Genomic DNA, 4,419 nt, shown 5'->3' with positions numbered 1-4,419 from the left:
GATCACCTCTTCCACCTTCTGCATCATGACCTGCACACCTCTCATAATCCTCTTCATCATTGGCGATCCTCCTTAACTTTCTCCTTGGCCGATTTTACGGACCCGCAGAACTTGCGGATCACCTCTTCCACCTTCTGCATCATGACCGGTTGGCCGCCCCGGGTGATTTTGGCGGTATCCGTGGCCAGGACATCCCGGCAGATCATCTGAAAAAACACATCATCTGCACGGGCGCGCCGGTTCTGAGACGCAAGGATCCGGCCGATGGCGATCCCCGCCCGGATGGTGGGCCGGTTATTGTTTACCCCGAAACTCCTCAATTCCCTCACGATATCCACGATCCGCTCGGAATCTATCCGGGGGAGTCCCGATTTCTTCATGACGATCATGATTTCCGTATCCCGGTCATAGTGTTCCAGGTGGATGGTAATCAGGCGGTCTATCAGGGCGTCCTGGGTCTTGTGGACCCCCGCGTATTCTTCGGGGTTGGAGGTAAAGATCGCCCGGAACTCGGGATGCACGGCCATGTATCCTTCCCCGGAGCGGCGCAGTTTCGGCAGGTTCAGAATCCCCTCGGAGAGAACGCTCAAGAGGGCGTTGTTCGCTTCCGGCCGGGAACGGTTGAATTCGTCATAAATAAGGATCTCTCCGCGCTCACAGGCCGTGGTCAACCGGTTGTCCACCCAGAGGCTTTTCATCTCTTCCTCCGTCTTCAGGACCGAGTGGATATAATTGTCGACAACTTTGTTTTTCCGGTAGCCGGAGTCCTTGCCCACCAGATCGGAACTGCCGAATTCATCGTCCCCGTGGACCAGGGTGACGGGCCGTCCCAGTTTGGACGCCACGTGAAAGGCCATGGTCGTCTTTCCCGTTCCTGCCACGCCGGAAAAATGGACGGGATAACCGGCCACCAGGTAGGCCAGAGCCCGCTCCGTGACCTGCTCCACATAGGGAGAAGAAATAAAGCTGTCGCTGGGCTCGGGCTGAACGCTGTCTTCCCCGGCCGATTCGCGCACGGTTGATGTGCTGACTATTCTTACGGCATTCTTATTCATAAACTCCTTTCTCCTTCCTGAACTGTTCCATCATCCATCCTGTTCCCCGGCACTTCAGACAAGCCATTGCCGGGGCTGAGGCGTCATCGCCCGAACCTTTACATAGCGAACATGAGACAGTTGGCGACACGGGGTGGGGGATGAAACCCCTGCCGCCGCAGGTGGTACAGGTAAGGGTTTTAACGGCCCCCGTTCCCCGGCAATGGGCGCAGGCGGTGGCCGGCGCCTGGACCAGTACTTTACCGCTTCCCCCGCAGACACAACAGGTGGAAAGGGAAGACATGATATCGAAGGGGTCTCTGCCCCGGCCACCGCAAAAGGCGCAAGTCAGCTCCTCAAATACCACCGAATCCCGGCTTAGACGTGCTCGTACCATGCAAGCCTCCTAAAGAACCATTTTCCGACTTGGGAAGTGCGGGTATTATTTCCTGCCCCGTTTCGCCCTGGTCATCGCTTTGACAGGTTTTTCATCCAGCCTACTTTTCTTTTTGCTCTTCTGAAACGGCATAGAGTCAACGATAGGCGTTGGCGTTTTGAGCTTGGGGGGTTTGACCGCCGCCGGGGCTTGGGGCGCCGCGACGACCGTCTTCTTTTCCTCTTCCTTTTTCAGCGGTTCCTTGAATGTGACCGGTGGCTTTTCCGCCTTGATCTCCGGCGCCGCCACCGTCTTCTTCAGTGCTGCTTCCACCGGGGGCGATACGTGTTTTACGACCACCGGTTCCTTCTTCATCGGAATGGGCCGGGACTTTCCGGGACGCTCGCCGCGCCAGGCAAGCCGGGCACCCATCATGTCGTCCGCCGTCTCTTTGCGCATGCCCGTAACCTGTCTCCTCATTTCTGATAGAAAGGCTTCCCGGTCATGTCTTCCCTTCCGGGCCATATCATTCCGGTCTCTGGAAAATTCACACAGCAGGGAGTTGACCTCATCGATCATGGCGGCCACAAAGGCCTCCCGCTCCCCACTGCTCTTTTTCGCCATCGCGGTGTGGGCGGCGGCGAAATAAGCCTGCATGGCCGAAACCGCGGTGGTCAGCTCCCTGGCATCCTGTGCCAGCTCTTGCAGCAGCGCCTCTCGCGCACCCCGCAGGGTCTCTATTTCTCCACGCAAACGCGTCATGTCATCGGTCAGTTTGCCCATGATGATCCTCCTTCACTTTATATGAAAATCCCCCCTTACCCCCCTTTGGTAAAGGGGGGATGGGGGGATTTTCATGCTTCGTTGTGGCAACAAGCCATGTGGGGCTCAGTCTTATGCCGGAGCAGCCGCACTGGCCGTCAGGCCAATCGCCTCGGCGTACTTGAGATAGGTCTCAACCGAAGCAATCACAACTCTCGCTTCGATGGAAAGCAGCTCAATGCCGACCAGAGATACTTTCACCCAAGCATCAATCACGATACCTTTGTCCAGTATCCGATCGACAACCTCTGCCAAACTCGATGAATCTGTTGATTTCTGTACTTTAGCCATCGCTTAGTTTCCTCTCTTTTTTATTGTAACCGTTTTTTTTGCTTTACCGAACCAGGCACGGGAGGCGCCTGCAAGATCTGAGTCGTTCTCTTTTCTCATCCTGCCGACCTGCTTCTTGATCATTGTTACGTACGAGGCCCGTGCTTCCCCGGTTTTTCTGGCCATAGTGGTGTGGGCGGCGGCAAAGTCAGCCTGCATGGCTGAAACCGTAGATGCCAGATCCCTGGCCCCGCGCGCCAGTTCCTGCATCAACGCCCCCCGATCACTCCGCAAGGCGTCAACCTCCCCGCGTAAACGCGTCATGTCATCTGTCAAATTACCCATAATGATCCTCCCTATCTTTCTTCTGCGGCACACCCATGAAAGCGGGCGCCCAAAAAGCTCCCGCCCCATGGGCATTCATTAAGCCGTTGTAATAAAATAACTGTAACATTGAAATGCCGTGATCGGCATAAGGAGCCGTAAGCCGTGACAGGCATAAGGAGCCGTAACAAAATGGTCAGAAATGTAATTGGTATTTTGTAACGGCTCCTAACGAAATGGTCGGGAATGTAATGGTTATTTCGTAACGGCTCCTAATCAGTCTTATGCCGGAGCAGCCGCACTGGCTGTGAGACCAATCGCCTCGGCGTACTTGAGATACGTCTCAACCGATGCAATCACCACCCTCGCCTCGATGGAAAGCAGCTCAATGCCGACCAGAGATACTTTCACCCAGGCATCAATCACGATACCCTTGTCGAGGATCCGGTCGACAACTTCCGCCAAACTCGAAGAATCCGTTGATTTCTGTACTTTTGCCATCGCTATTTTCTCCTTCTTGTGTTGTTGTTATCATCTTACCGAAAACCCTTAGCAGGCATGCCTGTCTCCTATTAAAGCAAGACCTATGCCAGCAGTACGAGAACAGGATCTGCCGTAACAGGCTTGGTTCGCAAAAAGTCGTCATTCCCGCGGAGGCGGGAATCCAGAGAGTATGAAACTACTTGAAAAAACTGGATTCCCGCCTCCGCGGGAATGACATGGAGAAAGCGGGAATGACAGAAAAGGGATTTTTCAGACTTTTTGCGAATGTGTCAATATTATATAAAGGTGGGAGGTCTGCGCTTTTTCGCCGCTGGTTATGGAGGGGCGGCTATGGAACCTATTCCCGTGATTAAGGGAAGTCTTTCCCTACCGGCAGGCACAGCGGGTAATGACGCTCACAATCTCATCATGATCGAAGGGCTTGCCGACGAAGGCGTCGATCAGCCCCTCCTGGAGGACCCCTTTAATGGTCGGATCATCCTGGTAGAAGTAGCCGGAAACGATGACGATCGGCAGATGGGCATTGGTTTTACGGAGCTTCCGGGCAAACTCGAGACCGTCGATATCCGGAAGTTTAGCGTCTAAAAAGGCCATGCCGAATTTATTGCTTTTTGTCAGGGCCATGGCTTTCCTGGCGCTCATGGCCGTCATACAGGTAAAACCCGTTTTGCGGATGATATTCTCCAGAATCCAGCACATCTCGGGCTCGTCATCCACAACGAGAATCGGGGCGTATTTTTCGTTCATGATTCACCTCCGCCAAAACGGGCGGGCAATTTTACGGTAAAGACACTGCCCCGGCCTTCCACACTTTCCGCGCCAATGGTCCCCCGGTGCTGCTTCACGATGGAATAACAGAGAGACAGGCCGAGGCCGGTCCCTTGTCCCACGATGGAAGTCGTATAGAAAGGATCGAAGATCTTCCCGATTTCCCTGGGGGAGATGCCGCAACCGGTGTCCGTAACCTGCACCCGGACCTCTGGACGATCCATATTCACATCAATTCCCAGGCGCCCACCGGTGGGCATGGCGTTGATGGCATTCAAGAAAAGATTCATGAAGACCTGCTGCAGCAAGGTGGCCACCCCT

The 4,419-nt window shown here is 54.7% G+C and carries 8 protein-coding genes; all 8 read right to left on the bottom strand.

Going from position 1 to position 4,419, the window contains the following annotated elements; genetic code table 11:
- Positions 1 to 56: 56 nt before the first annotated feature.
- Positions 57 to 1,055 carry a gas vesicle protein GvpN gene (gvpN, locus tag WC600_18745; protein MFA4904768.1) on the bottom strand — a complete coding sequence of 333 codons (999 nt, stop codon included), beginning with the start codon at positions 1,053 to 1,055 and terminating at the stop codon, positions 57 to 59.
- Positions 1,048 to 1,431 (bottom strand): hypothetical protein, encoded by a 384-nt coding sequence (locus tag WC600_18740; GenBank protein MFA4904767.1) that lies wholly within the window; start codon positions 1,429 to 1,431, stop codon positions 1,048 to 1,050. Before WC600_18740 ends, gvpN begins: the two co-directional genes overlap by 8 nt.
- A gap of 45 nt (positions 1,432 to 1,476) precedes the next feature.
- A complete protein-coding gene (locus WC600_18735) occupies positions 1,477 to 2,193 on the bottom strand; it encodes a hypothetical protein (protein ID MFA4904766.1) in 717 nt (238 codons plus the stop codon).
- Positions 2,194 to 2,304: 111 nt separating this feature from the next.
- A complete protein-coding gene (gene gvpA / locus WC600_18730) occupies positions 2,305 to 2,523 on the bottom strand; it encodes a gas vesicle structural protein GvpA (GenBank protein ID MFA4904765.1) in 219 nt (72 codons plus the stop codon).
- A 3-nt stretch (positions 2,524 to 2,526) separates the two neighbouring features.
- Entirely contained in the window at positions 2,527 to 2,847 is a 321-nt protein-coding gene (locus WC600_18725; GenBank protein ID MFA4904764.1) for a hypothetical protein, read from the bottom strand.
- 261 nt (positions 2,848 to 3,108) lie between these two features.
- Entirely contained in the window at positions 3,109 to 3,327 is a 219-nt protein-coding gene (gvpA, locus tag WC600_18720) for a gas vesicle structural protein GvpA (GenBank protein MFA4904763.1), read from the bottom strand.
- A 369-nt stretch (positions 3,328 to 3,696) separates the two neighbouring features.
- On the bottom strand, positions 3,697 to 4,077 hold the full coding sequence (locus WC600_18715; GenBank protein ID MFA4904762.1) for a response regulator: 381 nt from the start codon (positions 4,075 to 4,077) through the stop codon (positions 3,697 to 3,699).
- Positions 4,074 to 4,419: ATP-binding protein (locus tag WC600_18710; GenBank protein ID MFA4904761.1), on the bottom strand; the 346-nt coding region annotated here is incomplete at its 5' end. The genes WC600_18715 and WC600_18710, both read right to left, overlap by 4 nt.

The sequence above is a fragment of the Desulfobaccales bacterium genome, from assembly GCA_041648175.1.
Classification (GTDB): Bacteria; Desulfobacterota; Desulfobaccia; order Desulfobaccales; family 0-14-0-80-60-11; genus 0-14-0-80-60-11.
The sequence above is the reverse complement of the archived record's forward strand: the minus strand, read 5'-3'. Positions and strand labels throughout refer to the sequence as shown.